The organism is Citrobacter sp. RHB35-C21 (genome assembly GCF_013816515.1).
GTDB lineage: Bacteria > Pseudomonadota > Gammaproteobacteria > Enterobacterales > Enterobacteriaceae > Citrobacter > Citrobacter braakii.
In genome coordinates, this window is record NZ_CP057147.1 from 1,370,715 (window position 1) to 1,396,202 (window position 25,488).

The 25,488-nt window shown below is 50.1% G+C and carries 39 protein-coding genes and 1 pseudogene; 27 read left to right on the top strand and 13 right to left on the bottom strand.

Annotated features, from left to right (window positions below):
* Positions 1-33 precede the first annotated feature (33 nt).
* From lepA to acpS, 7 genes are all read left to right on the top strand, one after another.
* The gene (gene lepA, locus HVZ39_RS06575; protein ID WP_003037577.1) at positions 34-1,833 is read left to right on the top strand and encodes a translation elongation factor 4; all 1,800 of its coding nucleotides are present in this window, start codon (positions 34-36) and stop codon (positions 1,831-1,833) included.
* 15 nt (positions 1,834-1,848) lie between these two features.
* Entirely contained in the window at positions 1,849-2,823 is a 975-nt protein-coding gene (gene lepB, locus HVZ39_RS06580; protein WP_016154048.1) for a signal peptidase I, read from the top strand.
* A 269-nt stretch (positions 2,824-3,092) separates the two neighbouring features.
* A complete protein-coding gene (rnc, locus tag HVZ39_RS06585) occupies positions 3,093-3,773 on the top strand; it encodes a ribonuclease III (protein ID WP_003037579.1) in 681 nt (226 codons plus the stop codon).
* Complete coding sequence (gene era, locus HVZ39_RS06590; RefSeq protein ID WP_181633363.1) at positions 3,770-4,675, top strand: GTPase Era; 906 nt, start codon at positions 3,770-3,772, stop codon at positions 4,673-4,675. Before rnc ends, era begins: the two co-directional genes overlap by 4 nt.
* Positions 4,676-4,807: 132 nt before the next feature.
* The gene (gene recO / locus HVZ39_RS06595) at positions 4,808-5,536 is read left to right on the top strand and encodes a DNA repair protein RecO (protein WP_016154047.1); all 729 of its coding nucleotides are present in this window, start codon (positions 4,808-4,810) and stop codon (positions 5,534-5,536) included.
* 15 nt (positions 5,537-5,551) lie between these two features.
* Positions 5,552-6,283: a pyridoxine 5'-phosphate synthase gene (pdxJ, locus tag HVZ39_RS06600; RefSeq protein WP_016157172.1), complete on the top strand. Its 732-nt coding sequence runs from the start codon at positions 5,552-5,554 to the stop codon at positions 6,281-6,283.
* Positions 6,283-6,663 (top strand): holo-ACP synthase, encoded by a 381-nt coding sequence (gene acpS, locus HVZ39_RS06605; RefSeq protein ID WP_003037588.1) that lies wholly within the window; start codon positions 6,283-6,285, stop codon positions 6,661-6,663. The genes pdxJ and acpS overlap by 1 nt, the downstream gene beginning before the upstream one ends.
* A gap of 40 nt (positions 6,664-6,703) precedes the next feature.
* Here acpS and HVZ39_RS06610 read toward each other — a convergent pair whose 3' ends face one another.
* A complete protein-coding gene (locus HVZ39_RS06610) occupies positions 6,704-6,964 on the bottom strand; it encodes a YfhL family 4Fe-4S dicluster ferredoxin (RefSeq protein ID WP_086529513.1) in 261 nt (86 codons plus the stop codon).
* Between the two features lie 214 nt (positions 6,965-7,178).
* Between HVZ39_RS06610 and HVZ39_RS06615 the strand changes: the two genes are divergently transcribed.
* Positions 7,179-8,576 carry a recombinase gene (locus HVZ39_RS06615; protein WP_181633364.1) on the top strand — a complete coding sequence of 466 codons (1,398 nt, stop codon included), beginning with the start codon at positions 7,179-7,181 and terminating at the stop codon, positions 8,574-8,576.
* Between the two features lie 198 nt (positions 8,577-8,774).
* Here HVZ39_RS06615 and HVZ39_RS06620 read toward each other — a convergent pair whose 3' ends face one another.
* The 11 genes from HVZ39_RS06620 to HVZ39_RS06675 form a co-directional block, all read right to left on the bottom strand.
* A complete protein-coding gene (locus tag HVZ39_RS06620) occupies positions 8,775-9,347 on the bottom strand; it encodes a 3'-5' exonuclease (protein ID WP_116328933.1) in 573 nt (190 codons plus the stop codon).
* Position 9,348: 1 nt separating this feature from the next.
* The gene (locus tag HVZ39_RS26565) at positions 9,349-9,870 is read right to left on the bottom strand and encodes a hypothetical protein (RefSeq protein WP_249419316.1); all 522 of its coding nucleotides are present in this window, start codon (positions 9,868-9,870) and stop codon (positions 9,349-9,351) included.
* A complete protein-coding gene (locus HVZ39_RS06635) occupies positions 9,867-10,382 on the bottom strand; it encodes a hypothetical protein (protein ID WP_181633365.1) in 516 nt (171 codons plus the stop codon). Before HVZ39_RS06635 ends, HVZ39_RS26565 begins: the two co-directional genes overlap by 4 nt.
* Position 10,383: 1 nt before the next feature.
* Complete coding sequence (locus tag HVZ39_RS06640; protein WP_181633366.1) at positions 10,384-10,842, bottom strand: ead/Ea22-like family protein; 459 nt, start codon at positions 10,840-10,842, stop codon at positions 10,384-10,386.
* Positions 10,839-11,021, bottom strand: a complete 183-nt coding sequence (locus tag HVZ39_RS06645; RefSeq protein ID WP_224776353.1) for a hypothetical protein — start codon at positions 11,019-11,021, stop codon at positions 10,839-10,841. Before HVZ39_RS06645 ends, HVZ39_RS06640 begins: the two co-directional genes overlap by 4 nt.
* Positions 11,022-11,049: 28 nt before the next feature.
* Complete coding sequence (locus tag HVZ39_RS06650; protein WP_116328953.1) at positions 11,050-11,301, bottom strand: hypothetical protein; 252 nt, start codon at positions 11,299-11,301, stop codon at positions 11,050-11,052.
* Positions 11,298-11,522 (bottom strand): hypothetical protein, encoded by a 225-nt coding sequence (locus HVZ39_RS06655; RefSeq protein ID WP_181633367.1) that lies wholly within the window; start codon positions 11,520-11,522, stop codon positions 11,298-11,300. The genes HVZ39_RS06650 and HVZ39_RS06655 overlap by 4 nt, the downstream gene beginning before the upstream one ends.
* Positions 11,523-11,640: 118 nt before the next feature.
* Positions 11,641-12,450 carry a DNA-binding protein gene (locus HVZ39_RS06660; RefSeq protein WP_181633368.1) on the bottom strand — a complete coding sequence of 270 codons (810 nt, stop codon included), beginning with the start codon at positions 12,448-12,450 and terminating at the stop codon, positions 11,641-11,643.
* Positions 12,451-12,527: 77 nt separating this feature from the next.
* Positions 12,528-13,340, bottom strand: a complete 813-nt coding sequence (locus HVZ39_RS06665) for a DUF2303 family protein (RefSeq protein WP_088731866.1) — start codon at positions 13,338-13,340, stop codon at positions 12,528-12,530.
* A gap of 43 nt (positions 13,341-13,383) precedes the next feature.
* Complete coding sequence (locus HVZ39_RS06670; protein ID WP_096846331.1) at positions 13,384-13,743, bottom strand: hypothetical protein; 360 nt, start codon at positions 13,741-13,743, stop codon at positions 13,384-13,386.
* A gap of 12 nt (positions 13,744-13,755) precedes the next feature.
* Positions 13,756-13,908: a hypothetical protein gene (locus HVZ39_RS06675; protein WP_162875782.1), complete on the bottom strand. Its 153-nt coding sequence runs from the start codon at positions 13,906-13,908 to the stop codon at positions 13,756-13,758.
* A 363-nt stretch (positions 13,909-14,271) separates the two neighbouring features.
* Between HVZ39_RS06675 and HVZ39_RS06680 the strand changes: the two genes are divergently transcribed.
* A complete protein-coding gene (locus HVZ39_RS06680) occupies positions 14,272-14,718 on the top strand; it encodes a hypothetical protein (RefSeq protein ID WP_085048964.1) in 447 nt (148 codons plus the stop codon).
* 789 nt (positions 14,719-15,507) lie between these two features.
* On the top strand, positions 15,508-15,714 hold the full coding sequence (locus HVZ39_RS06685) for a hypothetical protein (protein WP_086529503.1): 207 nt from the start codon (positions 15,508-15,510) through the stop codon (positions 15,712-15,714).
* A gap of 76 nt (positions 15,715-15,790) precedes the next feature.
* On the opposite strand, the gene HVZ39_RS06690 is transcribed toward HVZ39_RS06685, so the two are convergent.
* Entirely contained in the window at positions 15,791-16,501 is a 711-nt protein-coding gene (locus HVZ39_RS06690) for a S24 family peptidase (RefSeq protein WP_086550261.1), read from the bottom strand.
* A 99-nt stretch (positions 16,502-16,600) separates the two neighbouring features.
* Between HVZ39_RS06690 and HVZ39_RS06695 the strand changes: the two genes are divergently transcribed.
* From HVZ39_RS06695 to HVZ39_RS06765, 17 genes and pseudogenes are all read left to right on the top strand, one after another.
* Positions 16,601-16,843 (top strand): Cro/Cl family transcriptional regulator, encoded by a 243-nt coding sequence (locus tag HVZ39_RS06695; protein WP_086529501.1) that lies wholly within the window; start codon positions 16,601-16,603, stop codon positions 16,841-16,843.
* 28 nt (positions 16,844-16,871) lie between these two features.
* Positions 16,872-17,405 (top strand): YmfL family putative regulatory protein, encoded by a 534-nt coding sequence (locus tag HVZ39_RS06700; RefSeq protein WP_086550260.1) that lies wholly within the window; start codon positions 16,872-16,874, stop codon positions 17,403-17,405.
* 41 nt (positions 17,406-17,446) lie between these two features.
* The gene (locus tag HVZ39_RS26570) at positions 17,447-17,725 is read left to right on the top strand and encodes a hypothetical protein (RefSeq protein ID WP_086550259.1); all 279 of its coding nucleotides are present in this window, start codon (positions 17,447-17,449) and stop codon (positions 17,723-17,725) included.
* A gap of 161 nt (positions 17,726-17,886) precedes the next feature.
* On the top strand, positions 17,887-18,162 hold the full coding sequence (locus HVZ39_RS06705; protein WP_086550258.1) for an NUMOD4 domain-containing protein: 276 nt from the start codon (positions 17,887-17,889) through the stop codon (positions 18,160-18,162).
* Positions 18,155-19,684 (top strand): DEAD/DEAH box helicase, encoded by a 1,530-nt coding sequence (locus HVZ39_RS06710; RefSeq protein ID WP_181633369.1) that lies wholly within the window; start codon positions 18,155-18,157, stop codon positions 19,682-19,684. The genes HVZ39_RS06705 and HVZ39_RS06710 overlap by 8 nt, the downstream gene beginning before the upstream one ends.
* Positions 19,681-20,652, top strand: a complete 972-nt coding sequence (locus tag HVZ39_RS06715) for a toprim domain-containing protein (RefSeq protein WP_181633370.1) — start codon at positions 19,681-19,683, stop codon at positions 20,650-20,652. Before HVZ39_RS06710 ends, HVZ39_RS06715 begins: the two co-directional genes overlap by 4 nt.
* A complete protein-coding gene (locus tag HVZ39_RS06720) occupies positions 20,622-21,266 on the top strand; it encodes a recombination protein NinG (protein WP_181633371.1) in 645 nt (214 codons plus the stop codon). The genes HVZ39_RS06715 and HVZ39_RS06720 overlap by 31 nt, the downstream gene beginning before the upstream one ends.
* Positions 21,263-21,907, top strand: coding sequence for an MT-A70 family methyltransferase (locus tag HVZ39_RS06725; protein WP_181633372.1), 645 nt, complete (start codon positions 21,263-21,265; stop codon positions 21,905-21,907). Before HVZ39_RS06720 ends, HVZ39_RS06725 begins: the two co-directional genes overlap by 4 nt.
* Positions 21,897-22,307: an antiterminator Q family protein gene (locus HVZ39_RS06730; protein WP_088731892.1), complete on the top strand. Its 411-nt coding sequence runs from the start codon at positions 21,897-21,899 to the stop codon at positions 22,305-22,307. The genes HVZ39_RS06725 and HVZ39_RS06730 overlap by 11 nt, the downstream gene beginning before the upstream one ends.
* Positions 22,308-22,516: 209 nt before the next feature.
* Complete coding sequence (locus HVZ39_RS06735; protein ID WP_001294158.1) at positions 22,517-22,903, top strand: phage holin family protein; 387 nt, start codon at positions 22,517-22,519, stop codon at positions 22,901-22,903.
* Entirely contained in the window at positions 22,890-23,171 is a 282-nt protein-coding gene (locus HVZ39_RS06740) for a phage holin family protein (protein ID WP_181633373.1), read from the top strand. Before HVZ39_RS06735 ends, HVZ39_RS06740 begins: the two co-directional genes overlap by 14 nt.
* Positions 23,171-23,785: a glycoside hydrolase family 19 protein gene (locus HVZ39_RS06745; RefSeq protein WP_097429104.1), complete on the top strand. Its 615-nt coding sequence runs from the start codon at positions 23,171-23,173 to the stop codon at positions 23,783-23,785. Before HVZ39_RS06740 ends, HVZ39_RS06745 begins: the two co-directional genes overlap by 1 nt.
* Before the next feature lie 7 nt (positions 23,786-23,792).
* A complete protein-coding gene (locus HVZ39_RS06750) occupies positions 23,793-24,062 on the top strand; it encodes a hypothetical protein (protein WP_181633374.1) in 270 nt (89 codons plus the stop codon).
* Complete coding sequence (locus HVZ39_RS26575) at positions 24,019-24,225, top strand: hypothetical protein (protein ID WP_097761751.1); 207 nt, start codon at positions 24,019-24,021, stop codon at positions 24,223-24,225. Before HVZ39_RS06750 ends, HVZ39_RS26575 begins: the two co-directional genes overlap by 44 nt.
* Positions 24,203-24,433: pseudogene (locus tag HVZ39_RS06755) on the top strand (hypothetical protein). Before HVZ39_RS26575 ends, HVZ39_RS06755 begins: the two are co-directional and overlap by 23 nt.
* A gap of 19 nt (positions 24,434-24,452) precedes the next feature.
* Positions 24,453-24,686, top strand: a complete 234-nt coding sequence (locus HVZ39_RS06760) for a hypothetical protein (RefSeq protein WP_181633375.1) — start codon at positions 24,453-24,455, stop codon at positions 24,684-24,686.
* Positions 24,687-25,060: 374 nt separating this feature from the next.
* Positions 25,061-25,402: an HNH endonuclease signature motif containing protein gene (locus HVZ39_RS06765; RefSeq protein WP_181633376.1), complete on the top strand. Its 342-nt coding sequence runs from the start codon at positions 25,061-25,063 to the stop codon at positions 25,400-25,402.
* The last annotated feature ends 86 nt before the right edge of the window (positions 25,403-25,488 follow it).

Below are 25,488 nucleotides of genomic sequence, written 5' to 3' on the forward strand. Positions count from 1 at the left end.
TCAGGCGGGCGTAAGGCACAATAATTACACTATATGAAGAACATACGTAACTTTTCAATCATAGCTCACATCGACCACGGTAAATCGACGCTGTCTGACCGTATTATCCAGATCTGCGGTGGCCTGTCTGACCGTGAAATGGAAGCGCAGGTTCTCGACTCGATGGATCTTGAGCGTGAGCGCGGTATTACTATCAAAGCGCAGAGCGTGACGCTCGATTTCAAAGCATCTGATGGTGAAACCTATCAGCTTAACTTTATCGACACCCCGGGCCACGTTGACTTCTCGTATGAAGTTTCCCGCTCGCTTGCCGCCTGTGAAGGCGCACTGCTGGTGGTTGATGCCGGACAGGGCGTCGAAGCACAGACCCTGGCTAACTGCTATACCGCCATGGAAATGGATCTGGAAGTAGTGCCGGTACTGAACAAAATTGACCTGCCAGCCGCCGATCCTGAGCGTGTGGCGGAAGAGATCGAAGATATCGTCGGTATCGATGCGACGGATGCCGTTCGCTGCTCGGCGAAAACCGGCGTTGGCGTCACTGACGTTCTTGAACGTCTGGTGCGCGACATCCCGCCGCCGGAAGGCGACCCGGAAGGTCCGTTACAGGCGCTGATCATCGACTCCTGGTTCGATAACTACCTTGGCGTCGTATCACTGGTGCGTATTAAAAACGGCACCATGCGTAAAGGCGACAAAATTAAAGTGATGAGCACCGGTCAGGTCTATAACGCTGACCGTCTGGGTATCTTCACGCCAAAACAGGTTGACCGTACCGAGCTGAAATGCGGCGAGGTGGGTTGGTTGGTTTGTGCGATTAAAGACATCCTGGGCGCACCGGTTGGCGATACCCTGACGCAGGCGCGTAACCCGGCGGACAAGCCGTTGCCAGGCTTTAAAAAAGTGAAGCCGCAGGTTTACGCCGGTCTGTTCCCGGTGAGCTCTGACGACTACGAAAACTTTCGTGACGCGCTCGGCAAGCTGAGCCTCAACGACGCCTCCCTGTTCTATGAACCGGAAAGCTCAACCGCGCTGGGCTTCGGCTTCCGCTGTGGCTTCCTCGGTCTGCTGCACATGGAGATCATTCAGGAACGTCTGGAACGTGAATACGATCTGGATCTGATCACTACCGCGCCGACCGTAGTCTACGAAGTCGAAACCACGGCGAAAGAGACGATCTACGTCGATAGCCCGTCCAAGCTGCCGCCGTTGAACAACATATACGAACTGCGTGAGCCGATTGCTGAGTGTCATATGCTGCTGCCGCAGGCTTACCTCGGTAACGTCATCACGCTGTGTATCGAGAAGCGCGGCGTACAGACCAACATGGTTTACCACGGTAACCAGGTGGCGCTGACCTATGAAATTCCGATGGCGGAAGTGGTACTCGACTTCTTCGACCGTCTGAAGTCAACTTCTCGCGGCTATGCGTCGCTGGACTATAACTTCAAACGTTTCCAGGCGTCTGACATGGTGCGCGTTGATGTTCTCATCAACAACGAACGTGTCGATGCGTTGGCGCTGATTACCCACCGCGACAACTCCCAGAGCCGTGGTCGTGAACTGGTCGAGAAGATGAAAGATCTGATCCCTCGCCAGCAGTTTGATATCGCGATCCAGGCGGCCATTGGTACGCACATCATCGCGCGTTCAACGGTTAAGCAGTTGCGTAAAAACGTTCTGGCGAAATGCTACGGTGGCGATATCAGCCGTAAGAAAAAGCTGCTGCAAAAACAGAAAGAGGGTAAAAAGCGCATGAAGCAGATCGGTAACGTCGAACTGCCACAGGAAGCCTTCCTCGCCATTCTGCATGTCGGTAAAGACAGCAAATAATCTTAAGGAGTTGGCATGGCGAACATGTTTGCCCTGATTCTGGTGATTGCCACACTGGTGACGGGCATTTTATGGTGCGTAGATAAATTCATCTTCGCGCCAAAACGCCGGGAGCGTCAGGCAGCAGCGCAAGCTGCTGCAGGTGATTCACTGGATAAAGCAACGCTGAAAAAAGTGGCCCCTAAGCCGGGCTGGCTGGAAACCGGGGCATCCGTTTTCCCGGTTTTAGCTATTGTGCTGGTGGTGCGTTCATTTATTTATGAGCCGTTCCAGATCCCGTCTGGTTCGATGATGCCGACACTGCTTATCGGTGACTTTATCCTGGTGGAGAAATTCGCCTACGGGATTAAAGATCCGATTTACCAGAAAACGCTGATCGAAACCGGCCATCCGAAACGCGGTGATATCGTGGTGTTTAAATACCCGGAAGATCCGCGTCTGGACTACATCAAACGTGCTGTCGGTTTACCGGGAGACAAAGTGACGTACGATCCGGTGGCGAAAGAGGTAACTATTCAGCCAGGATGCAGTTCCGGTCAGGCGTGTGAAAACGCGCTGCCGGTAACGTACTCTGATGTTCAGCCAAGTGATTTTGTGCAGACATTTGCGCGTCGTAACGGCGGTGAAGCGACCAGCGGCTTCTTTGAGGTTCCGCTGAATGAAACGAAAGATAACGGTATTCGCCTCTCCGAGCGTAAAGAAACGCTGGGTGAGGTAACGCACCGCATTCTGACCGTGCCAATCGCGCAGGATCAGGTGGGGATGTATTACCGCCAGCCTGGCCAGCAGTTGGCAACCTGGATCGTCCCGCCGGGACACTACTTCATGATGGGTGATAACCGTGACAATAGCGCGGACAGCCGTTACTGGGGATTTGTGCCGGAAGCGAATCTGGTTGGTAAAGCGACCGCTATCTGGATGAGTTTCGATAAGCAAGAAGGCGAATGGCCGACCGGTGTGCGTTTAAGCCGTATTGGTGGCATTCACTAATCGCTGATAATCGTTCACGTTGTCGTCATTATGGCGACAGCGTGAATTATTTCTCGGATAAATTCCCGCAGACTAACGACATCCCTTGTCGTTGTGTATAGAATATTCCCCCGAAGTTTGAGGTTGGCACCGACAGGTTGCCACGGCACACGAAACAGCGTTGGTTTGTGTATAAATGCATTCAGCCGAAGCGGGATGGCTAAGCGAAATGCGTATATCAGGTCTGTTTCGTGTGCTGAATTGTTGACGCATTCATTTATTGGTATCGCATGAACCCCATCGTAATTAATCGGCTTCAACGGAAGCTGGGCTACACTTTTAATCATCAGGAGCTGTTGCAGCAGGCATTAACTCACCGTAGCGCCAGCAGCAAACATAACGAGCGTTTAGAATTTTTAGGCGACTCTATTCTGAGCTTTGTTATCGCTAATGCGCTGTATCACCGTTTTCCGCGTGTGGATGAAGGTGATATGAGTCGCATGCGCGCGACGCTGGTTCGCGGCAATACGCTGGCTGAATTAGCCCGTGAGTTTGACCTCGGTGAATGTTTACGTTTGGGGCCAGGCGAGCTGAAAAGCGGCGGTTTCCGTCGTGAATCGATCCTGGCAGATACCGTTGAAGCCTTGATCGGCGGCGTCTTCCTCGACAGCGATATTCAAACCGTTGAACAACTGATCCTGAACTGGTATCAGACTCGTCTGGATGAAATTAGCCCAGGCGATAAACAAAAAGATCCGAAAACGCGCCTGCAGGAATATTTGCAGGGTCGCCACCTGCCGCTACCGTCCTATCTGGTGGTGCAGGTTCGTGGTGAAGCACACGATCAAGAATTTACTATCCACTGCCAGGTCAGCGGCCTGAGTGAACCGGTGGTTGGCACAGGTTCGAGCCGTCGTAAGGCTGAGCAGGCTGCCGCCGAACAGGCGTTGAAAAAACTGGAGCTGGAATGAGCGAAGAGAAAACTTACTGCGGATTTATTGCCATCGTCGGTCGCCCGAACGTCGGCAAATCCACCCTGTTGAATAATCTGCTTGGGCAGAAGATTTCCATTACCTCACGTAAGGCTCAGACAACACGTCACCGTATTGTTGGCATCCATACCGAAGGTACGTATCAGGCGATTTATGTTGATACCCCGGGCCTGCATATGGAAGAAAAACGGGCGATCAACCGCCTGATGAACAAAGCGGCAAGCAGCTCGATTGGTGATGTTGAACTGGTTATTTTCGTTGTGGAAGGCACCCGCTGGACGCCGGACGACGAAATGGTGCTCAACAAGCTGCGCGACGGTAAAGCCCCGGTTATTCTGGCTGTGAACAAAGTTGACAACGTTCAGGAAAAAGCCGATTTACTGCCGCACCTGCAGTTCCTGGCAAGCCAGATGAACTTCCTTGATATTGTCCCGATTTCTGCCGAAACCGGCCTGAATGTTGATACCGTTGCGGGCATCGTGCGTAAGCACCTGCCGGAAGCCATTCATCACTTCCCGGAAGATTACATCACCGACCGTTCTCAGCGCTTTATGGCGTCTGAAATCATCCGTGAAAAGCTGATGCGTTTTCTGGGGGCTGAACTGCCGTACTCCGTTACCGTGGAGATTGAACGTTTTATCTCTAACGAACGCGGTGGTTACGATATTAACGGGCTGATCCTCGTTGAACGTGAAGGGCAGAAGAAGATGGTTATTGGCAACAAAGGGGCCAAAATTAAAACCATCGGCATCGAAGCGCGTAAAGACATGCAGGAGATGTTCGAAGCGCCCGTTCACCTCGAGCTGTGGGTGAAAGTGAAATCCGGCTGGGCCGATGACGAGCGCGCGCTGCGTAGCCTCGGTTACGGCGACGACGTCTAATTTTTCATAGGTTATGGCTTTCGAGGTGCAGGAAGGCGGCAAGACCGCAGATCCTCGGGAGCTTACTCAAGTGAGTGACTGGGGTGAGTGGGCGCAGCCAACACACCTGCAGCTTGAAAGACGGCGGGTATGATGGAAGGATGGCAACGCGCTTTTGTCCTGCATAGCCGCCCGTGGAGCGAAACCAGTCTCGTGCTGGACGTCTTTACGGAAGAATCGGGTCGTGTGCGCCTGGTGGCTAAAGGCGCGCGCTCCAAACGTTCTAATCTCAAAGGCGCGCTCCAGCCTTTTACTCCGTTGTTGCTTCGCTTTGGTGGACGTGGTGAGGTCAAAACCTTACGCAGTGCCGAAGCCGTTTCTCTGGCTCTCCCCCTTAGCGGTATCACACTGTACAGCGGCTTGTATATCAACGAGCTTATCTCTCGTGTGCTTGAGTATGAGACCCGCTTTTCTGAACTCTTTTTCGACTACCTGAACTGTATTCAGGCGCTGGCTGGCGCGACGGGTTCGCCAGAGCCTGCGCTGCGTCGCTTTGAGCTGGCCTTACTTGGACATCTGGGGTACGGCGTCGATTTTACCCACTGTGCGGGTAGTGGCGAGCCGGTGGACGACACCATGACCTATCGTTACCGGGAAGAAAAAGGGTTTATCGCAAGCGTAGTGATTGATAACGCCACCTTTACCGGACGCCATCTGAAAGCACTCGAATCGCGGGAATTTCCGGATGCTGATACGCTTCGCGCCGCGAAACGCTTTACCCGCATGGCGTTAAAGCCGTATCTTGGTGGTAAGCCGTTAAAAAGCCGGGAACTGTTCCGGCAATTTATGCCAAAACGCGCAGTAAAAACAAAAAATGATTAACGAGGATGGATTGCCATGGCCGAATTACTGTTAGGCGTCAACATTGACCACATTGCCACTTTACGTAATGCACGCGGCACCGCATACCCTGACCCGGTTCAGGCGGCGTTTATCGTTGAGCAGGCGGGCGCAGACGGCATTACCGTGCACCTGCGTGAAGATCGTCGCCATATTACCGATCGCGACGTGCGCATTTTGCGCCAGACGCTGGATACGCGTATGAATCTGGAAATGGCGGTAACCGAAGAGATGCTGGCGATTGCCGTTGAGACTAAGCCGCATTTTTGCTGCCTGGTGCCGGAAAAACGTCAGGAAGTGACGACTGAAGGTGGCCTGGACGTCGCCGGTCAGCGTGACAAGATGCGTGATGCCTGCAAACGCCTGGCGGACGCAGGCATTCTGGTTTCGCTGTTTATCGATGCTGATGACGAACAGATTAAGGCCGCTGCTGAAGTCGGCGCGCCGTACATCGAAATTCACACCGGCTGTTACGCCGATGCGAAAACCGACGCTGAACAGGCCAGCGAACTGGCGCGTATCGCCAAAGCGGCGACCTTTGCCGCCAGCCTTGGTCTGAAGGTGAATGCGGGGCACGGCCTGACGTACCATAACGTTAAAGCCATCGCGCGGATCCCGGAAATGCACGAGTTGAACATTGGCCATGCCATTATCGGCCGCGCGGTGATGAGCGGTCTGAAAGATGCAGTAGTCGAAATGAAGCGCCTGATGCTGGAAGCGCGTGGCTAATGGCGATTCTGGGATTAGGTACGGATATCGTGGAGATTGCCCGCATCGAAGCGGTGATCTCCCGTTCCGGCGACCGTCTGGCAAGACGCGTGCTCAGCGACAACGAATGGGCAATCTGGGAGACGCATCAGCAACCGGTGCGCTTTCTGGCGAAACGTTTTGCGGTCAAAGAGGCGGCAGCAAAAGCCTTTGGTACCGGTATTCGCAACGGTCTGGCGTTTAATCAGTTTGAGGTCTTTAACGACGAACTCGGTAAGCCGCGTCTGCGGTTATGGGGGGAGGCGTTAAAACTGGCGGAAAAACTCGGTGTCGCACATATGCATGTGACGCTGGCCGATGAGCGTCACTACGCCTGCGCCACGGTGATTATCGAGAGCTAACGTTTCATCGGCCTGATAAGCATAGCGTCATCAGGCAACGTTACAGCTTATCGGCGTGGTGCATCAGTACAAACTTATCCCACAGCTGCTCTTCCGTTTCGACATGTGCCGGATCTTTCAAAATAGTATTAGGGATCGGGCACACCTTCTGGCAGGTTGGCGTGTCGTAATGGCCTACGCATTCAGTACACTTGTCGCTGTTAATCTCGTAAATGCTGTCACCCATCGAAATCGCCTCATTCGGGCATTCGGGCTCGCACATATCGCAATTGATACAGCGTTTAGTAATTAGTAAAGACATTTCAATGAATTACCGTCAAATCATTTTAAAATCAGCAAGTTAAAGAGTTTCTCTATCGCTCTCTATTATTTACTTACTGTATGTTGATACAGTGTATTTAACCCTGATAAACTCAGTCCAGTAACACAAAGCCGCAACACATTGCATTTTGTCACGCTGAAAAGACCTGCATGTGTGAGCTTGTTTTCTGTGCCTTCACAGATAAGGATTGAGAATGCCGCGCACTGTAACACATAAACCGGATAGCCCCAATAATGACGATGTTTTAGCCTCGTCTGAAAAGTGGGATGCCTGTAAACCCCCCTATACCAGCTCACACATGAAAATCTGTGTTGCTGCCGCCAAAACTATCCTCTCCGCTTCTGGCGTCGCCCGTCGCTCCAAATACGAAAAAGAAAATTATCTCCGTATTGATTTTAGTAAAGCAGGTAAGGTGACATTTTACGCCGAGTTCCCTAAAAAGATGGGACTGAAAGGTAAAAAACTTGGTGAATGGCCCGAACTCGCAATTCAAATAGCCAGAGAGAAAGCATCAGAAATGGCAGAGGGTGGGTTGCGTGCTGAATCTGTTCACGTCGCTTTGGAAATGTACCGTGACGACCTTAAAGCAAAAGTTGACCGGCAGAAGTTAAGTCCTGATAGCTTCACGACCTACGGGGTACGTATAGACAGAATCAAAGCGACGTTCGGAGAGCGTGAAGTGTTCAGTGATGTGACATACAGTCGGCTGGTGGATGTTCTGGATGAGTGGATCGCAACACGTTCCAATAATAACGCGCTAGAGTTATTTGGTGAGCTTCGTCGGTTCTGGAAATTTTGTGCTCCTACACTTTGCAATGGGCGTAACATTGCCGCCAGTTTGCCAGATGATTATGTTTCTTCTCGTGTGCAGAAACCAACTCCAACGCGACTATTTACGGATATTGAATCAATCGCCCGTCTTTGGCTCAATGTGGCTGCCTGCACTTCTATACACCAGAAAAATGCCGTTAGATTCATGATTATTACTGGCGTTCGCCCGATAAACATTAATAACTTGCGCTGGGATTACGTCAACGAAGATGCAGATGAAATCGTTTATCCAGAAGGCGTGATCGGTATGCGCGGGGCGATGAAAACACAAAAGGCTTTCCGCCTGCCGATAACGCCAGAGATCAGGAGGATTATCGACGAGCAGAAAACCTGGCGCGATTCAGTTCCTGAGTGCAATAAAAATTATGTGTTCTTGCAGCCGCGCGACCCTATGCAAGCATTTTCAAAACGATCACTGGATAAACTGGTGAAAACATACAGCCCGGAAGGGGCGGTAAAGGGTATGAAGCATGACGGGACAATAAAAGGGAAAGAAGGGGCATTTAATACGATGTGCCGTAAATTCCTTAAGAGCAATGTTATTGCCCTGATGAAGGAAAGAGGCTACTCCCGATCAGATAGAAGGGAAGTAAGCCTCCTGTGTCTTCACCATTCCAGCAAGTCAGATGACCCGATGGCAGAACACTACGACTTTTCAGATGAGATTTTGCAGGAAGAGATTGCGTTAAAGCGCGAGGCATTTGAGGCTCACGAGCGGAGCATACTCGCGCAGGTTGCACTACTAAGACGACGGGGTTAATACTGGCTCCGGCATTTCTGGATAAAAGCCTCTACATTACGGCGCTCATAGCGAACGACTTTAGCGCTGAATTTTACAGGGGCTAATGTAGAACGGTGCCGGTGTTCTGTATTCCATTTACATAATGTTTTTTGCGTAATCCCTAATTTCTGGCATACCTCGTCCGGAGTGAGGAGATCATCAGGTTGTTCAGTCATGTTATTCCTCACTGTTATCGATGGTGATGATGAGCCGCTTCCAGATAGCTGAGACATACTTAGCCTGATGTTTTGCATCGGCTAGGGCATTATGCATGTCACCTTCAAACGGTATGTCCCGGCGTGGGTTGATTCCTATTTTCCTTCCTAATTCGACGATAGTTCGGACATCACGATCATTCCAGAATTTCCACATGCAGGGGATTAATTCACGGTCATAGCTGGAGCGGAGGATTACATTATCAAAGGTAGCGCCATTACCCCAGACCTGAACTTTATCAATGTCAGAGTTATCAAGAATAAAGGTATTCAGCTTTATCAGGGCGGCTGAAATCGTTGTCGCATCCTCATCGCAAATAGCCATTCGAGCTCCTTCGCTTTGCCGCATCCACCAAATTATTGTTTCAGGGTCAGGAACGGCACCTCCAGCAATCGCGCTTTTCAGGCTAACAACCCGGTAAAATTCAGGGCCCAGTTCACCAGTTGAAGGATCAAAAAACACAGCACCGATAGAGACGATGGGGGCATTTGGTTTATTCCCCATAGTTTCAAGGTCGATCATTAAATTGTTCACGTTAAATATTCTCCTGTTTCGGTGCTGCTTTAATCATTGCTGCCCAGCACAACTCAGCCCGGCGCGCCGCCTGTCGGCATCCACTCAATGCTTCGTATTCCTCCCACTTTTTTTCATCGCTGAAGTGCGGGTCTGGAACCGATTCGAAGCCGTTAATAATCATGTCCTCGGTAGGAACAATCGGCACAATAACGTAACCATCTGGCACTACCGGAACTGGCTGTGCGTGGCGATAGAGCATTATCTGGCGGCGTGGGTCAGCAAATTTATTGGCATCTTTGTCAATGCCAAACAAATAACCGATTCCAGCAACTTTCGCGTCGCGCAACTCCTCCTCGTCTGTCCACGTCACAGGCTCAGCGCTAAACGATGTTATTGCCACATCAATCACCTTCAATACATCAGCGAGAATGTAAGCTCTGTTCCCCCCGTTTGAGTACTGGGTATCATGCAGCAGGTGTTCACGTATCTGGTGCAGGCGATCGAGTGATACAGGACCGTGCGCCGGGTGGTTAGTTGTCATGCTTCGGTTCCTTCTGATTTGTTAACTATCACACCGTCATAGATTTCATTGAGATGTCCACGCAGCTCCATGCGCCGCAGAGCAGATAGCATGTAATCGCATTCGACCTGCTTATTTCCTGTAAATGGCTTATCTTCAGGGTTCCCCCAACAACAATTACCCTGCGGCCACCCATGCACTTTACGGACCCTTCCGTTAACCACATGCAATAAACCCCATCCGTCAGGCAAATCACTAACTTCGACAATTCCTGGTTCACTGATAAAGAATCGCCAGTCACCCATCCCCAATTCCGGTTGCTGACGAAATCTCTTTTTCCTGTCAGCAAGAAGGTCTGCACGCGAGCACTTAGCTTCGATTAGGCAAGATGCAAAATTTCTGAAACCCATAGCATCAGGCTGCTCACCTGTGCTTGTTACCGCAATAAATCGATCATGAAAGCAAACCTTGAACCCATTGCGCTTAAGGAATAAGTACGCTATTTGGCAAAGTTCGTTATGAGTTAATGCCATCTCACTCCCCCTTCACGCCAATGCCAGCGGCCTGTAGTTCATCTTCGAGACGACACACCTCTTTAGCCAGCCTCATTGAGTTGCTTTCAGCGCGGTCCTTGTAGCCACGGAACTCTCGTTCTACTTCTAATCGCTTATCCCGGTGGATGCTTTCCAGTGATTTAGCTTGGTGTAAATCCTCTGCTTGTCGCTCAAGCTTGAAGCGTTGAAGCTCTACCAACTCATTTGCGGCTTCCAGCTCATCCAGCAGCGCCAGCACGGTATCGGGGTTGGCGGCCTGCGAAAACTCACGGTTAGCTTTCGCATCTGGGCCTTCAAAATGCGCGATGATGAAGTTGCCGTTGGCCTGGTCGTCAGAACTGCAAATAGCCTCCCAACCATCACCAGACTCTTTAATCCATTCGCCTGCGCTTGCTGACCGCGCCTTACTCCGCAGCGCCTGTTTGTTGAGTGCCGTCATTGGGCTGCCTCCTGGGTAACTTTTTCGACTAACTCAATCCACTTCGGTGCCAGTGTATTTTCTGCTTTTTCGCGGCTACTGGCAGGTCCGTTGAGCTTCACGCTGTAATGGTCATACGGGCATCTGATACCACCCCAAACCCAGCCAAGATGATTGGGTTTCAGCGAGTACTCGGGCATATTTCCGCACGTAGGGCATCTTGGTAAATCAGACTGCTTCACGGCGACACTCCATCAGTAGTTGATTGAATTGAATTAGCATTGCGTTACCACACCCATAAGGGAGATCGTTAACGCGGTAAGTAGGGACACCGTTGCACATCCCTGATTTCACAACGCGACCAGTGGTATAAAGCTGGGATATTGCGCCTGATACAGCGGGTGTCTTCTTGTTCAGCCCTCTGGCGATGTCACCGCTGGTGGTGTTTGGATGAGCCTGGATGTATTCAAAAACCGTCATCGCGCCGCCTCCCGCCTCGCCGTCTTATTGGCTCGAAGCATTTCTTTAGAGCGACCTGAGATCACAGTCTTCATCAGGAAGAAGCCGCAACGCTCGGCAATAACCCCCGGCGTACACATCAGAACCATATCAACGACGCGAACATGACGACGAAACTCAAAAACGGTACTGGTGATGATGATGTTTGCCGCAGCACCCTTATCCTGGTATTCGATATTCATGAAATAACCCTCGCTATAAGTCGTGCCGTGGCGATGAAACAATAGAACCCCGCGGTTAAACCAATTCCGGTAAGAGAAGAAAAGAGCAGTGTCCACATCACCAGTTCAGAAACTTTTTTCATGAGGTCACCCCATCAGCCTCGTGACGAAATTCGCGAAGAATTGAGATTATTTCAGCCTGCATTGCTGGTGGCACTTCAATGGTCAACGTTTCGCCAGAGTCCTCAGCACATGAAGAAATAAGCTCAAGAAACTTTCTTGCTTTTCCGGCATTAAATTGGGGATTGGCGATGCTCTTGGTTATTTTTTTCTTTCCTGCCGCTTCTGCTTTCTTCATCAGACGTGAAGCTTCGCGATCGGCATACACACCATGCTCGCGGGAGATACCGATGGCGATGGCATAATTCATGGAACCATCACGAACGAGTTTTTTGATATATGGAGTACATTCGTGAAGTTGAAGGTGTTGCAGAATATCGGACTCAGAACGTTTAACTTTTGCCGCTATTTCTGAAGGACTCCAGCCCTGATTCTGAAGGCGATGATATGCAGCGCCACGTTCAAGAGGAGTAAGCGCCAATCCTTGCGAGCTGGTTACCATGAAGGCGATCTTGTCGGCTTCACTACCGACGAAATCTTTGCATTCCAGGCGCACAATGTCGTGGCCCATTTCGATAGCAGCCAGCGCACCGTGATAGCGGTGATGGCCGTCGATAACCTTCACGCCCCGCTCGGTAACTTCCACGGCCAGCGGCGGGATATATTCACCGGCAATAAACGCATCGCGGAATTCTTCAACATGCGCCCGATTAAGTTCACGAACGTTGTAGCCTTCTTCGGCGTAAATTTTATCCAGCGGAACATTGTAGGTTTTGCGGGTAGTTAACCCGGCTTCTTTATCATTATAGAGCTGGCCTAAACTGGGCATGGTTACTCCTTCATGTAGTGGGAGAGTGCTTTGCTATGCGCCCGCAGGGCAGGCGCATAAAACAACACACGGTGGGATTAAACAGAGCCTTCGTAGATAGGCAGGTCTTCGCCAAGCTGGCTTTCCATATCGGTGACGATCTCCTGGAATGCGTGCTCAACAACTTTCTTCGGTTCGATCAGCTCATACCAGAGGACTAACTGACCATCACGCAGGCGGTAGCGGATACGTGCATCGACCTGGTAAGGAGAGCCGTTGTGGAATGGCGAAATTGCCAGGCTGATTTTTTCCGGCATTTTGGTATTACCAGAACCTGATTTTTCATCGCTGAACTGGAACTGGCAGGTACCATCAGAAAGGCGTTTAACAGACTTAAACTCAGATTTGCGAGTCTCCTGGAATGCCAGAACCATTTCGAGTAGTTCAGTACCGGACGGGCCCTGGTATGAATCACTAACCGGCGCAACATTCTGAATATTGTTTTCCAGGAATTCAGCGAAGTTGATCTGGTCCATTTTGCTGCCATCGTTGGCAGTCCATGATTTCCATTCGTCGGAGAACGGGCAGTCATAAACAGCTTTATGAGCAGCCCAGCTCGGATTGTCTGCGTTCTGGTGGAAATCCAGCACGGCGACAATGCGCGTTTTGGTTTTATCCGCGAAAACTACAGTACGTTCATCACGGAATCGCTGGATGTAAGCGATCAGTGAACCCGGAGAAATCAGGTTAGCGCTCTGACGAATACGCGACGGAGCCAGTTGCAGAGACTCCAGAGATTTGACTTCAAAGCCATCGGGTACAACAACTGACGGAATGTCCGTCTCGGTCTTCAGAGTTGCAGAGACCAGATCACGGATGTCGAGCACGGCAGAGCCTTCAATTTGAGACATTGAATATTTCCTTATCAGATTGGAATGGTTTGTTTGGTGGGTATTACTGGGCCAGCTTGATTGGTGCTGTTTGTGGTGCAGGTTCGATAACCTTTAAATCAAGCTGTGTCTGCGCAGGATCGTCACGCAGCAGATCGCCATCGGCGGTTGCGAACATGATGGTATCGGCGCGGTCAAGTTCAGGAATTGTCCGGGAGACCTTTGGCGTTACCTTCATGGTGTTTTCGTCACGGGTATTCAGCATGGCGCAATTGAGCGTCAGCGTAACCGCACCTTTCTTGCCAGTCTCACGGACTGCTTTAATCACTTCGGCCAGCGCTTCGGTTAGCTCTGCATCCAGAGTGCCTTTATTGATATAAGCCAGTTGCTGGCTGAATGGTGTGGTGTTCTTTGTTTCTGACATAGTTATCTCCAGTTATAAACGAGGATCGCCTTTCTGAGTGAGTAACCTGCATAACCAGCTACGCCGCCAGAAATTAGCGATTGTTTTTGGATTACGAACAGCCTGCACACCACGAGTGACGCGCATCAGGTCGCCGTAGTAAAAATTAACGTTACGGAAGGTCATATAAGTCACCATTTGATTAGGTATCCGGCAGGAGTTGAACCTGCGCTGGGTAGGGAGTCCCAGCCAACACCGGAAGCGGACACATTGAATAAAAAGGGCGGCTATCTGTCAGAACATTATCTTCATCCTCCTGTGAGTTGGTTGAAGACCAGATAACCGCCAAGGCACAGCAACTATTAGAAATTAGTGATTAGCTCACTTTGGTGGTGTGGTGGCCGGTGCTTATCTTCGGCTTGTCTCGGTGGACTGCAATTCACCACACCCCAAAGGGAACTATGTTTAGCTAATGAGACGCCTGTCTTTTCACCACTTCAGGCTCGGTGGTATCTTGGTTGCTCTCACACAGCCAAGAAGGTTAACGCAATGAACGGATACGAAAATCTTTATATGGCCATTATTCCTGGCCTCGCTGAGCACTATGGAATTTCCGACTACGATTACCGAAACAATCCGCATGTTACCAGCGCGGCTTTGTGCCGAAGCCATCTACATAAACTGATGCTTATCGAGCTTTACTTGCACGAACATCGCATCAAATTTAAGAATTCCGTTCTTAATCTTGATGGTGGTGCTGCTTTACATCATCTTGTTTTTCAGAAGACAAACTGGACACCTGAGACGATTCGAAGCATGGGATATTTTGACCTTCTTTGGGTTCTTCTTGACGATCTGGTTCCTGACAAACTGAGCGAAACAGCGCAGAGTTATTTACAAGTGATCTCAAAGAATCAGCGTCTTTTAAAAACTGACCTAATGAGCTACGCAGGCTGGCAGATAGGTACAGGTGATCAGTATTTAAAAGATGAATAATATTTGTATGCGCACTCTCTAACTTCTCTAAGAGAGTGCGCACTCCCCAACTGACATCGGAAATATTCCGGTTTATCACTTCTACATCCGCTAGCTGATTTGTTAATTCTTCATACAATTGTTGAGCTTCTGTGGTCACATTCATTTTTCATCCCAATAATCGTTATTTGTTGCTCGTGGATTCAGCCCAACCCCCTCATACGGAAGGGGCTGGAATAAATCACATATCTTCTTTTGAGCTACTTATGCGTTAACCGGGCGCTAACCGGTTACTTAGTGATGCTTCACGCTTCCTTTCCCTCACTACGTCGCCATGGGAACCCGACCGTATTAACGCCGTCGTCACGCCGCCTGATAAGGCATCAAGATGCGGTCTATCCGCTTTACTGCTTCATAATCATTACTCCTCTCAGTTGAAATCAGCGCCAACTACCCATCAGTGTTGCCCGTTCTCACGCCGTTCTCGCTCTCGCGCGGGGATAACCTCACACCAACCGGATCGCGCCTGGTGCTACGCCACGTTTACGTGTAGGGGTCTAAACAGGTCATTGACGCTGTAAGTGTTCATATTGTTAAAGAGCGGTATTACTTCAGCTAACTCCGTTTGCAATGGTGATTGGTTTCGGTTTGTTCGCTGATGATGATTTTAATATACCCGTGAGTAATTTTTGTGTAAATACCTAAAGGTATATTTTTATTTACTTGTATGGCAATTGATTGCTTTTAATTGGAATTTATTAATTTCGGATATGCGTGATATGCTCAGAAAAGCAACAGAGAGGGCCTGATATGGAACGTGATGAGCTGGAAGAAGACCGTGCGGCATTCATCGCTGGCGAAATTGGCGGTGCAGTTGTCGAGTTGATAATCAACGGTGTGGTGATAAGTCGAGATGCGATTGTAGATAGCCTAGAGGCTAAGCGTCGCGCGGTGGGTAATGTGATCCACAAAGGTGTTTTACGGGATGCCGCTGCTATGGTGAGAAAAGGACAATAAAAACCCGGCGAAGGGGCCGGGTTAAATGTTGTTTTCTAGAAATTGCTCAGTCTGTTTCAACTTCCGACATCTAAAATTACAGTTTATTGTAAGCTATTGATTCATGTAGCAATGCTTTCCCCATTATGTACAATTGATCTTGGTTTTCTTCAGTTACGTACCAGTCTTTGTACACCGGGTTATCTGATAAAACTGCAAGCTGCAAACCCTGCATCTGTAAGCGCTTCACATGGAAGTGCTGTCCGAATACGAACGCATAAACACCATCTACCTTGAAGTTTCTTACCGAAACATCAAAAAACAACCTGTCTCCAGACTGTATAGTTGGGCACATGCTGTCGCCATCGACAGTCATCACTTTTACATCTTCCTGAGAACGATTTCCGAAAAGTGAACGAGCGTGCTCGGTGGTGAATTCAATGGCGTGTAGAACCTCAACAAATTCAGAGAGCATAAAACATCCAGGACCAGCACTCACAGTAAGGTCGAGAACTTCTACACGATAATTGTCGACTTTGTGAGGGGGTACATCAACATCCATTTTTGAAGTTGGACCAAGACCATCCATCCATCCCCGGCTGATTTTCAAAGCATCCTCAATCTGCCGAGCAGCCTGCTCCCCAATATTCCGCTTATTAGGTTTACCTACAGGGTAAAGCATCCGAGAAACAACAGTCGGATCAAGTCCTGCCTTTTCAGCAAACTCTCTTTGGGTCTTAAAGCGAGTTACCAACTCCTGAAGTTTGAGGCGTCGTAACTCGAAGATGTCAGGCGTTTCAGTTTTCATGATTTCATCTTACTTAAATTTACTTTGAGGTAAATGACTCCTGGGTATTGACTTGTGTTTACTTAAAGGTATATTTTCTTTCCAAGCATAGGAGGCGTGATGGAAACGTTAAGAAATTACCTAAACGCTTTGTCGCTCGAAAAACAGAGAGAGTTTGCATCACGATGCGAAACCTCTCTTGAGTACTTGCGTAAAGCCATAAGCAAAAAACAAAAGTTGGGAGCTGCCCTATCTGTTTCTATCGAAACGCATTCTGGCGGCTCAGTTAGCAGGAAAAACCTCCACCCAGATGATTGGGAAAAGATTTGGCCTGAACTTGATCATAAAAAAACAGCAGCATGAAAGTAACCACAGCATTAAGAGGTGAGTCGTGGGTAATCAACCAGAGTGGAAAAAAGTTGAAAAACAGCCTGCATGGCTGGTGGCTGCGATCAGGAGAACTATCGCTGATTTACCTGGTGGCTATGAAGAAGCTGCAGAAATTCTGGGTATATACAAGTCTGATGACGTAACGCCTGCAACCGATCCTCTGCATAACCGACTTCGCACTACAGGCGATCAAATCTTCCCGTTGGGATGGGCGATGGTATTGCAGGCTGCTGGTGGATCAAACCATATCGCAAATGCTGTTGCCAGGAACTCAAACGGTCTGTTTGTGCCACTGGCAGATGTTGATGATGTTGATAACGCCGACATCAATCAGCGCCTTATGGAATCCATCGAGTGGATTGGCAGGCACTCTCAGTATATCCGTAAAGCTACAGCAGACGGAGTCATCGACGCCGCTGAACGTGCTCAGATTGAAGAGAACAGCTATCAGGTTATGACCAAATGGCAGGAACACCTGACGCTGTTATTCCGGGTCTTTTGTTCCCCTGATGAGGTTGCCAGACCCCCAGACTAATCAGTCTATGCCCGGCTCACAGACGTGACGCAGGAGGGCTTATGTATCAGGACGAATATTTTCACGTGACTATGCCCACGGTTTTTTCTCGTGAGGACGCCCCGTGGATTAAACAGCAGTTAGCAACACTCCCGGCTGGTATGCGGGAAAAAATCGCGATGGCGTATGCGCAGGCGTACCAGGAGGCGTTCGACGCAGAACCGGTGTCTTTCCGGCAGCAGAACGCAGCAAGACGGACGGCAAATCGTCGATTGCGAGAGTTTTGCACGAGATATACCCCAGCGGTCAGGGGATATACCTCGCTCCCACCCAGGGTATGAATTTTTGAAATCGGGTTGGGGGAAAGGGGGCGGTGTTGGGTTTTAGCCCGAAGGGCTGGAACAGCTTTACCAGAAGAGAACGATCTAACAGATAGATCACTGTATGGGGTTAAAAACGTCGACTGGAAGTTCAGACGTTTAGCCATCCAAAAGGAGATAAAATGATTTATTCAGACGCTAACGAAAAATGGGCTCCGGTTCCAGTTGAGCTTTATTCAAAAGCTTATGAAGTCAGCAATCTTGGCCGTGTTCGCAGCATTCCACGTCTGGCTAACTCTGAATATTTTATTCGTCACATTCACGGCGGTTTTCTCAAAGGCCGCATGCGTAAAGACGGCACCAAAACGGTTACGTTGTCCGTTCAGCGTCAGCGCGAAAAGTTTGTCATTGCCGATCTGGTTGCTAAAGCATTCGGGGAGGTATCAACCAATGCTTAACATCCAGCCTCGCGAGAAACAGATCGTCGCACTCAACATGTTGCGCGGCGCATGGAAGCAGAATAATTCGTTCATGCTCTATGCTCCGGTTGGTTTTGGCAAAACGGCTATTGCCGCGCTGATCACTGATGGCTTTGTCAGCCGCGAAATGCGCGTAATGTTCGTGGCCCCGTATACGGTACTGCTTGACCAGACCGCCACCCGATTCATGGAATATGGTCTTCCTGGCGAAGAGATCAGTTATGTCTGGCGTGATCACCCGTCATATAACCCGACAGCGCTTATTCAGATTGCCAGCGCCGATACACTCATTCGCCGTGAATTCCCTGACAACATCGACCTGCTGATTGTTGACGAAGCCCACCTGAAGCGCAAAAAGTTGCTGGAGGTTATCGATAACCTGACCCGCAACACGAAAACGAAGGTGGTCGGTCTTTCCGGTACGCCTTTCGCCAAGTTCCTGGGCAACTACTATCAGCGTCTGATTAAGCCAACAACGATGAAGGAACTGATCTCAATTGGTGCACTGAGTAAATACGAATTTTACGCGCCATCACACCCCGATCTCTCTGAGGTGGAAACGTCGTACGTTGCAGGTTATGGCAGCGACTACAAGGAAGGCCAGCTCAGTAAGGTTATGAGTGAAGCCAAACTGGTTGGCGACATCGTGAAAAACTGGCTGGAGAACGGGCAGGATCGCCCAACAATCTGTTTCTGCGTTGATGTGGCCCATGCGAACTATGTCACGATGGAGTTTTCCCGCGCCGGGGTTACCGTTGAAGTCATGACGGCAAGCACCCCCCATGATGAACGTCAGTTGACTATTCGTCGCTTCGAGCAGGGCATTACCAAAATCATCATCAACGTTGGTGTACTGGTAGCCGGGTTCGACAGTGATGTTCGGTGCATCATCTTTGCCCGACCGACTAAAAGTGAAATTCGCTGGATTCAGACGCTCGGGCGTGGATTACGCGCGGCCCCTGGCAAAGATCACTGCCTCATCTTCGACCACAGCGGCACAGTCAACAAGCTGGGTTATCCCGATGACATTGAATATGACTATCTCCCTTCGTCATCTGACGGCATGGAAGAAGCGCCGCAGCGCGTTACCAAGACCGACGAGCCGGAGAAACTGCCGAAAGAGTGCAGCCAGTGCCATTACGTGAAACCTGCCGGAATTTATATCTGTCCGAAATGTGGTTTTAAACCGCTGGCCGGGGAAGACGTTGAAACAGACAAATCCCGTGGACTGACAAAAGTCAGCAAAGCGGAAGTTAAATATACCCCAGAGCAGAAACAATCCTGGTGGTCTCAGATTCTTTTCTATCAGCGCACCCGCGCAGCACAGGGACGCCCTGTCAGTGACGGATGGTGTGCGCATACCTATCGCCAAAAATTCGGTGTATGGCCGAGAGGGTTACATCACACCCCGCAGCAAATCACACCTGAAGTGACGAATTTCATCAAATCAAAACTGATCGCCTTCGCGAAGCGTAAAGAGAAACAAGGGGAAGCCGCATGAATACCAAACAAGCCGCAATTGGTCGCTGGGCTGAGATATACAAACACTACGGCCTTCCTGGAATTACCGGGAAAAACCATCTTAAAGGGGAATGTCCTCTGTGTGGTCGTAAGGGGAAATTCCGCTGTGACAATAAAAACGGTACCGGGTCATACATCTGCGTGTGTGGTTCAGGCGATGGCTGGGCGCTGCTGACAGCAAAAACAGGGAAAGAATTTAAGGTTCTGGCCTCTGAGATAGACAGGCTGATCGGCAATGAATACACCTCAGATCGCACCAGTGTAAACCCGGTACGCACATCGCTGGCGCAGCAGCGTGAGAAGGTAAGCCGTAAATTTGCAAAGCTCATCCCGCTGCGTGGGACCAGTGCAGACAGTTACCTGAAGGAGAGAGGGCTTAATACCCTTCCAGCCGAAAGCGTCAGATTCTGCGACAAACAGCCGGTAGACGGTAAAAACCTCCAGGCTATTTACGCGCTGGCGACGGACGATAAAGGCGAGCTTTGCTACCTGCACCGCACCCTGCTTGACGGGGACAAGAAAGCGCAAACAGGAGGCGCAGCCAAGAAGATGATGAAGCTACAGGAGGATAGTTATCTGGAGTTTGCTAAATCCGTTGCTATCCGCATGTTCCCCGTATCCTCCACGCTGGGTATTGCTGAAGGTATCGAAACCGCGCTGGCCTGTCATCAGATAACCAAATGTCACACCTGGGCAACGATGAACACTGCTTTCATGAAGAAGTTCCGCGTTCCTGCCGGGGTAAAGAACCTGATTATTTTTGCTGATGCTGACTCAAACGCAGCCGGTCATGCTGCTGCATTTGAATGTGCAGCTTCCAACCTGCATGCGAAGAACGATCTGGAGACTGTATCCGTCCGCTGGCCTGCGCAGGGTGACTTTAACGATCTGCTGCTAAACGGCTCTGAAGTATTCGAATGGGTATTCCACAGGGGGATGAAGCAGTGAAGAAGCCAGCCAGACAAAAGTTAAAGGTGTACAAGCCCAAGGTATGCGCTCAGTGCGGAAAGACTTTCACCCCCGATCGTAATCTGCAGAAAGTGTGCGGCCCTCGCTGTGCGATTGACTACAACCGTGCGCTGAAGGCCAGGAAGGCGGAAGCAGAGAGAAAGGTTAGTCTGAAGATTCGCAAGAAGGCTCTCCAGCCTCGTGGGTACTTTGTCAGTAAGGCCCAAACGGCGTTTAACGCTTTTATCCGAGAACGTGACGAGGGGAAGCCTTGCCCGTCTTGCGGCACATATCATCCTCCGATGATTTTCGGCGGCCAGTGGGATTGTGGTCACTTCCTCAGTGTTGGATCACGTCCTGAACTGCGTTTTGAAGAGAAGAACGCCTATCGCCAGTGCAAAGCCTGCAACGGTGGCGCTGGTCGCTTTACCGCTAAAAACAAGACGGTACACGAGCGCTACAGAGCAACGCTAATCAAATGGTTTGGCCTTGAGCTGGTGGAATGGCTGGAAGGGCCACACGAGGCGAAGCATTACACCAGAGAAGAACTTGAAGAGATTGCGGCTACCTACCGCCGTAAAACCCGCGAACTGAAAAAGCAGAGGGCAGCATGACATACGACCTTATCTACTGTGATCCACCGTGGGAATACGGCAACAGAATCAGCAACGGTGCGGCCTGTAATCATTACAGCACTATGAGCATGGAAGAACTTAAACGCCTTCCCGTCTGGTCACTGGCTGCTGAAAACGCTGTACTGGCGATGTGGTACACCGGGACCCATAACCGCGAGGCTGTAGAACTGGCTGAATCATGGGGATTCCGGGTTAGAACGATGAAGGGCTTTACGTGGGTGAAGCTGAACCAGAACGCTGCTGATCGCTTCAATAAGGCATTAAGTACAGGAGAGCTGGTGGACTTTAACGATCTGCTTGGAATGCTGGACCGTGAAACCCGCATGAACGGCGGTAACCATACCCGCAGTAATACCGAGGATGTGCTGATTGCTACCAGAGGAGCAGGCTTACAACGCGCCAGCGCAGCAGTAAAACAGGTGGTGCATACCTGCCTTGGAGAACACAGCGCAAAGCCGTGGGAAGTAAGGAACAGACTGGAACAATTATACGGTGATGTGAAAAAAATCGAAATATTCGCTCGGGAAGAGTGGAACGGATGGGACCGCTGGGGAAACGAATGCAACAACAGCATTGAAATGATTACGGGCCAGATAAAAGAGGTGAACCATGCAGCGTAATATCCAAATGGTAATGGAGCGCTGGGGCGCTTGGGCAGCAAACAACAGTGAAGACGTTACATGGGCTCATATTGCGGCTGGCTTTAAAGGACTCATACCAGCAAAGACCAAATCCCGCGTTCAGTGCTGTGATGATGACGCGATGGTTATCTGTGGCTGTATGGCCCGACTGAACAAAGGCAATAGTGAGCTTCATGATTTGCTGGTGGACTATTACCTGTTCGGAATGACATTCATGTCGCTGGCAAAAAAGCATAATTGCTCTGATGGTCATATAGGAAAAAAACTACAAAAGGGAGAAGGAATAATTGAAGGAATGCTGATGATGCTTGAAGTGAAACTTGAAATGGATGTCGAGGTGTCATTTATTCCTGAAGGAAAAATTGTTGCGGCTGCATAAAAATAGTTTACGTACGTAAAAATATGAATAAGCTGTTAAGAGTGGTCACTTAGACGCGAACTTAAATATTTCAGAACCTCGCCAATCGGCGGGGTTTTTTCATTTCAGGTCCAGGCTAAAAACTGCAGATTAACCGTGACCGCATGAGCTTGCGGCCTGAACCCTTTCCCCTCGTTTCTGAGAGGATTCACAGTAATTGAGGGGGACAGATGTCCGAGCCAATAACCGGCACAGGCTTAGCTGGTGGCGCTTTAACTGGGGCGAGTGTTTACGGACTGTTAACCGGAACGGATTATGGTGTTGTGTTCGGTGCATTTGCTGGTTCTGTTTTCTACATAGCATCAGCTGCTGATTTGAGCACTTCACGCCGATTGGCATATTTCATAGTGTCATATATTGCCGGAATGCTCTGCGCTGGATTAGTTGGGGCTAAATTGTCAGCCCTTACTGGATATAGCGATAAACCGCTTGATGCCATCGGTGCCGTAATCGTTTCTGCTTTAGCCGTCAAAATCCTGACGTTCCTGAATAATCAGGATATCGGCTCGCTGGTGGCGCTGATAACGCGCCGGGGAGGTTCAGGTGGTACTAAATGACCCATCGGCAACAATCAACGCGCTGCTTTGCGCTGGGGTAGTGCTGACCCTGATGTTTTACCGTCGTGGCGACTCCAGACATCGACCGTGGATATCTGGCTTAGCGTGGCTGCTTACGGTCATTTATAGCGCCGTACCGCTGGCGTATCTGTGCGGTATCTACCCTTATTCATCGTGGGCCACTATCGGGGCCAACATTATTTTCCTGTCTGTGCTGGTTGCCGTCAGAGGCAACGTGGCACGCCTGGTAGATCATCTGAGGCAATAATGAACCAATCACAATTTCAGCAGGCGGCTGGTATAAGCGCCGGGCTTTCTGCACGCTGGTTTCCGCACATTGATGCGGCAATGAAAGAGTTTGGCATTACAGCAGTTAATGATCAGGCCATGTTCATTGCACAAGTCGGGCATGAGTCTGCTGGCTTTACCTCGCTGGCAGAGAGTTTTAACTATTCGGTTGAAGGGCTGAAGAAAACCTTTGGTAAGCGCCTGACGCCGTACCAGTGCGAAATGCTGGGGCGTGTCGATGGTAAGCAGGTGGCCCACCAGCCGCAAATAGCCAATCTGGTTTATGGTGACCGCATGGGGAATAACAGCCAGGGTGATGGCTGGAAATATCGCGGTCGTGGCCTGCTGCAAATCACTGGTCGTGAGAACTACACCAAATGCGGTACAGCGCTGAAGCTTGACCTTGTCAGTACTCCGGAACTATTGACGCAAGAGCGACACGCGGCACGTTCAGCGGCATGGTACTTCACGTTACGCGGCTGTCTCCTCTATTCGGGGGATGTGGAACGCGTCACGCAGATTATTAACGGCGGTCAGAACGGCATTAAAGACCGCCGTGAACGTTACGCCAAAGCTAAAGCCGCACTGATGTGAGGTCATTATGGGACTTGAAATGATTATCGGCCTGATTGTTGCCGCGCTGGCAGCAATTGCAGGTGCCTTTGGTCTGGGTAAATCTCGCGGTACCAGTATCGCAGAAACAAAAGCGGACCAGCAACGCACTGAAGAACGCGCATCAGCTACTGAAGCCGTTGCAGAACGCCGGGTAGAGACAACAAAAGGAGCCAGGGATGTACAGCAAACTGTTAGTCATCTTCCTGATGACGATGTTGACCGTGAGTTGCGCGAAAGATTTACCCGCAAAACCTGAAGTAACGGACACGGCCTGTGACTGGGTTAATATCATCTACCTCACAGAGCACGATATTGCTGTGCTGGATAAGCAGACGAAGCGGGACATATTGGCGCACAACAAATCAGTGCAGGCTAACTGCATGAAGGAGCCAGGTCGTGAACGTAGAGAGCCTAAGTAACGCGAATTGCATCTATAACGAAATGAAAGAGCTACAGCGATAGAAAGGCATGCTGGAAAGCGGTGCCGGGCTTGGTGTAACAATCCAGTCTACCTATCAGGATAATGCCTTTCTTGAGGCTATTCGCCCACATGCAGTGGCTGAACTTGATCGCCGGATTGAGGAAAAGAAAGCCGTGCTGGTTAGTTTTGGCATCTCATTCACTTAAGGAAGCCTATGGAGGTTATATGCGCCTCACTGTATTAGATGACGATCCCGGCAGAAAAATTAATCTCGCTCAGGAACGATACGCCGTTTATCTCGACGGTGTAGAGGTTAAGCATGTCTTCACTGCTGATGATGAGAAGGGAGAAGTAATCGCAGCTGTTCCCGATGAGCGTGGTTATATGACGACAGAGAACGGTGAAGTGAAACGGCAGTCGTTATATGGTTCCGTGAGGATTGAACCATGCCAGCGTTAATCCCCGCGCATGTCGCAAGAGAGGTTGTCCCGGCACTACCACAGACCGCTCTGGATACTGCGAGCAGCACCGCAATGAAGGCTAATACTGAGATATAATCACCCATCGCTGTGTGCTCGAGGAGGAGTGATGAAATATTGTCCTGAGTGTGGTTCCAATGATGTGGTAAAGGATAAACAAAGAGGCGGTTGGAGCGGTGATTATATTTGCGAAAACTGCGGATTTAATGCTGATCCTGGCGAATTCTGGTCAGAGACCGAGTACAGAATGAGGAAGAGGGCTGAGAATTTACCCGGCTATCGTAAGAAGGAATGATTCAGCCCGCTTCGGCGGGTTTTTTTATGGTAACGGATAGAAACCGGAACAAATATCACATGAACAAAGAACCACGCATATATGGCAGTAAGTGGGACCGTGAGCGTCTTATATTCATTCGTGCTCACCCCTTATGCGTCATGTGTCACGAACAAGACAGGGTGACAGCAGCAACCGTCGTTGACCACATCATTCCGCACAAGCTGAAAGAGGCGCTGCGTTCTGGTGACAGCCAGGCAATAGCGAAGGCACAGAAGCTTTTCTGGAGCCGGAAGAACTGGCAAGGGTTATGTAAGCAGCACCACGACTCAACAAAGCAGCGCATGGAGAAGCGAGGTACCGTCATCGGATGTGATGAGAACGGCATACCACTCGATCCCGCGTCTCACTGGTTCAAATGATAATGGTTATCATGAGTGGAGGGGTGGGTCAAAAGTTCAGAGGTCTGACCCCAAATGACCGCCGCTCGTGCTTTTTGCACACAACC